The following is a 3,871-nucleotide window of genomic DNA, read 5'->3' on the forward strand; positions in this document are numbered from 1 at the left end:
ATGCGGCGCCCCGCTCGCCAGGGCCTGCAAGCCCGCCATCAGTTCCTCGCGGTCTTCCCCGATCACGACAGCTCGGTGGTCGAACAGCGAGCGGGCCTTCAGCAGTGACCAGCCCACCTCGACCGACGACGCGTCGTCGTCCGCCGTCACCCGGCCGAGCAGTGCCGCCGCCTGGCCGCGCAGTGCCTCCGTACTCCTCGCCGACACCACCCACGGCACGACCCCGCCGGCCTCCGCGCCCCGGGGTGTGGCCTGCGGCGCGTCCGGGGCCTGCTCCACGATCACGTGAGCATTGGTGCCGCTGATGCCGAAGGAGGACACACCCGCGCGGCGTGGCCATTCGGCCTGCGGCCAGGGGACGGGCTCGGTCAGCAGCCGTACGTCACCAGCCGTCCAGTCCACGTTCGGACTCGGCTCGTCGATGTGCAGCGAGGCGGGCAGCAGCCCGTGCCGCATCGCCATCACCATCTTGATCACACCGGCCACACCGGCAGCCGCCTGGGTGTGGCCGATGTTGGACTTGATGGAGCCGAGCCACAGGGGGCGATCCTCCGGCCGGTCCTGTCCGTACGTGGCCAGCAGCGCCTGGGCCTCGATCGGGTCGCCGAGGGTGGTCCCGGTGCCATGCCCCTCCACCACGTCGACCTCGGCGGGCGACAGCCGGGCGTTGGCGAGGGCCTGGCCGATGACCCGCTGCTGGGAGGGCCCGTTCGGTGCCGTCAGTCCGTTGCTTGTGCCGTCCTGGTTGACCGCTGAGCCCCGCACGACCGCCAGTACGCGGTGGCCGTTGCGCCGGGCGTCCGACAGCCGCTCCAGCAGCAGAAGGCCGGCTCCTTCACCCCAGGCCGTGCCGTCGGCCGCGGAGGCGAAGGGCTTGCAGCGCCCGTCGGCCGCCAGTCCGCGCTGGCGGGAGAACTCGATGAAGGTGGTCGGGGTGGCCATCACCGTCACCCCACCGGCCAGGGCGAGAGTGCATTCGCCCTGCCGTAGCGCCTGAGCCGCCAGATGCATCGCGACCAGCGACGACGAGCACGCGGTGTCCACCGTCACCGCCGGTCCCTCCAGACCGAAGGTGTACGCCACCCGTCCGGACATCACGCTCGGGGTGCCGCCCGCGAGGAGATAACCCTCGACCTCCTGGGCCGAGGAACTTCCGACCGCGCCATAGCCCTGGTACGTGCCGCCCGCGAAGACGCCGGTGTTACTGCCGCTGAGCGTGTCACGGTCGAGTCCGGCGCTTTCGAAGGTCTCCCATGCGGTTTCGAGGAGCAGCCGCTGCTGGGGGTCCATGGCGAGTGCTTCGCGCGGGCTGATGCCGAAGAACGCCGCATCGAACGCGGCCGCGTCGTACAGGAAACCGCCCTCCCGCGCGTAGCTGGTGCCCAGACGCTCCGGATCGGGGTGGAAGAGCGTGTCCAGGTCCCAGTGCCGGTCGGTGGGCATCGCCGCGACGGCGTCCCGGCCCTCGGCGACCAACGTCCACAGCTCCTCCGGGGAGCGCACCCCGCCGGGGTAGCGGCAGGCCATGCCGATGATCGCGATGGGTTCGTCATCAACGGCCATGGAGGGTGTATGGGTGCTGACAGCGGGCGTCTGACCGGTAAGTTCAGCGCGCAGGTACGTGGCGAGCGCACTCGGCGTGGGGTGGTCGAAGACGAGGGCGGGAGCGAGTTCCAGACCGGTGGTGGCGACAAGCTGATTGCGCAGTTCGACGGCGGTGAGCGAGTCGAATCCGAGTTCCTGGAAGGGCTGTGTGGGCGTGACCGCCTCGAGGCCGGGATGGCCGAGGATGGTGGCGGCGAGGGTCTGGATGTGGCGCACCAGGAGCTGCTGCTGTTGGTCCGCCGTGGCGGCGGTGAGCTGCTTCCTCAGCGGAGTGGCCGCGGCGGCGGAAGTGATGGAGGTGGTGTGCTCGACGGCGGGGGCCATCACCGGGGTGAGGAACGGGCTCGGGCGCTGTGCCGTGAAGGCGCTGCAGAACCTCTCCCAATCGACATCGGCCACCGTGACAGTGGTGTCGTCGTACGTCAGGGCGCGGTGCAGGGACTTGATGGCGAGATCGATGGTCAGCGGAGAGAGGCCGCGCCGCCTGAGGTGAGAGAGCGTGTTCTCGTCGGCGGCCATGCCCGCCTCGCTCCAGGGTCCCCAGGCGATGCTGGTGGCGGGGAGCCCCTGGGCACGGCGGTGTTCGGCGAGGGCGTCGAGGTAGGCGTTCGCCGCGGCGTAGGCGGCCTGCTGCCCGCTGCCCCAGGTCGCGGCGTTCGACGAGAAGAGTACGAAGGTGTCGAGACCGAGGTCCCGGGTGATCTCGTGCAGATGGGTGGCGGCCAGCGCCTTGGAGTGCAGCACGTACTGCAGCCGCTCGGGCGCCAGCTCGGCGATCGGGCCGAGATCCATGGTTCCGGCGGCGTGGATGACGGTGGTCAGTGGGTGTTCGGCGGGGATGTAGTCGATGAGGTGTTGCAACGCGTCCCGGTTCGAGACGTCGCACGCGGAGATGGTGACCGAGGCACCCTGCGCGGTGAGTTCTTCGCTGAGCTGGTCGGCGCCGGGGGCGTCGGGGCCGGACCGGCTGATGAGGTGGAGATGCGGTGCGCCCTCATGGGCGAGCCAGCGTGCGATGTGGGCGCCGAGCCCGCCGGTGCCGCCGGTGATCAGCGTCGTACCCGTCGGCTGCCACGGCGCCGGGTTCGCGAACGGTCCGGGAGCGGCGTGGCCGAGGCGGCGGGCGTAGATGCCGGTGGTGCGGATCGCGACCTGGTCCTCAGGTTGTCCCGGGACCAGCAGGGCGGCGAGCCGGCCGGCGGTGTGGTGGGTCACGGTGGTGGGTAGATCGATGAGCCCACCCCAACGTTGTGGGTGTTCGAGAGCGGCTACCCGGCCCAGCCCCCAGACCTGGGCCTGGGCCGGGTGGGGGAGTGGATCCGTACGGCCGGCGGCGACCGCGCCCTGCGTGAGACACCACAGGGGAGCGGTGATGTCGGTGTCGCCGAGCGCCTGGAGCAGTGTGACCGTACCGATGAGTCCGGTAGGGACGGCGGAGTGTTCGGTGTGGGCCGCAGTGTCGAGGGCGAGCAGGCTCAGCACACCCGAGATCGGAGTGTTTTCGGCGAGCTGCGTCAGCCGCTCGGTGAGGACATCGCGACGTGAGTCCTCCGTAGGGAGCGCATGGATGGACGCCGTGGCTCCATGGGCCTGAAGCGCCTGCACGACGGTCTGGACCGCGGAGTGGTCCTCCTGACCGACGGGGACAACCACCAGCCAGGGACCGCTCAGGGCCGCCGTGGGGGAGTCGGGCAGCTGCTGCCAGGTGGTCCGGTAACGCCAGGAGTCGATGACAGCCTGCTCGCGATGCTGACGCCGCCAGGCCGAGAGGACCGGGAGCGCGGGCAGGAGCGCGTCGATGCCGGGGCTGTTCTTCTCCAACTGGAGGGTGCTGGTGAGGGCGTCGACGTCCAGCTCTTCGATGGCGTGCCACAGCTGTGCCTCGGCCGGGTCCGCCCCCACACCGGCGCCGCTGTTACGGGCATCAGGCGGAGCGAGCCAGAACCGCTGGTGCTGGAAGGCGTACGTCGGCAACGCGACAAGCCGTGGTGCCGGGCTGGCGGGGAACCAGGGTGCCCAGTCGACGTCGGCCCCAGTGGTGTGGAGTCGTGCGAGGGCGTTGGCGAAGGCTTGGGTGTCGGGTTGTTTGTGGGTGAGGGTGGTGGTGAGGAGTGGGGCGGGGTGGTTGTGGTGGTGGAGGGTGTGTTGGGTGGCGGTGGTGAGGGTGGGGTCGGGTCCGAGTTCGAGGTAGGTGTGGGTGTGGGGTGCGGTGTGGGTGATGGCGGGGTGGAAGTGGACGGGTTGGCGGATGTGTTGGGCCCAGTAG

At 70.5% G+C, this 3,871-nt stretch carries 1 protein-coding gene; it reads right to left on the bottom strand.

Going from position 1 to position 3,871, the window contains the following annotated elements:
* Nucleotides 1-3,871 (bottom strand): SDR family NAD(P)-dependent oxidoreductase (locus tag ABZ562_RS41035; RefSeq protein ID WP_361490542.1); only part of this gene is annotated, 3,871 nt, incomplete at both ends.

The organism is Streptomyces sp. NPDC019937 (assembly GCF_040631655.1).
Taxonomy (GTDB): domain Bacteria; phylum Actinomycetota; class Actinomycetes; order Streptomycetales; family Streptomycetaceae; genus Streptomyces.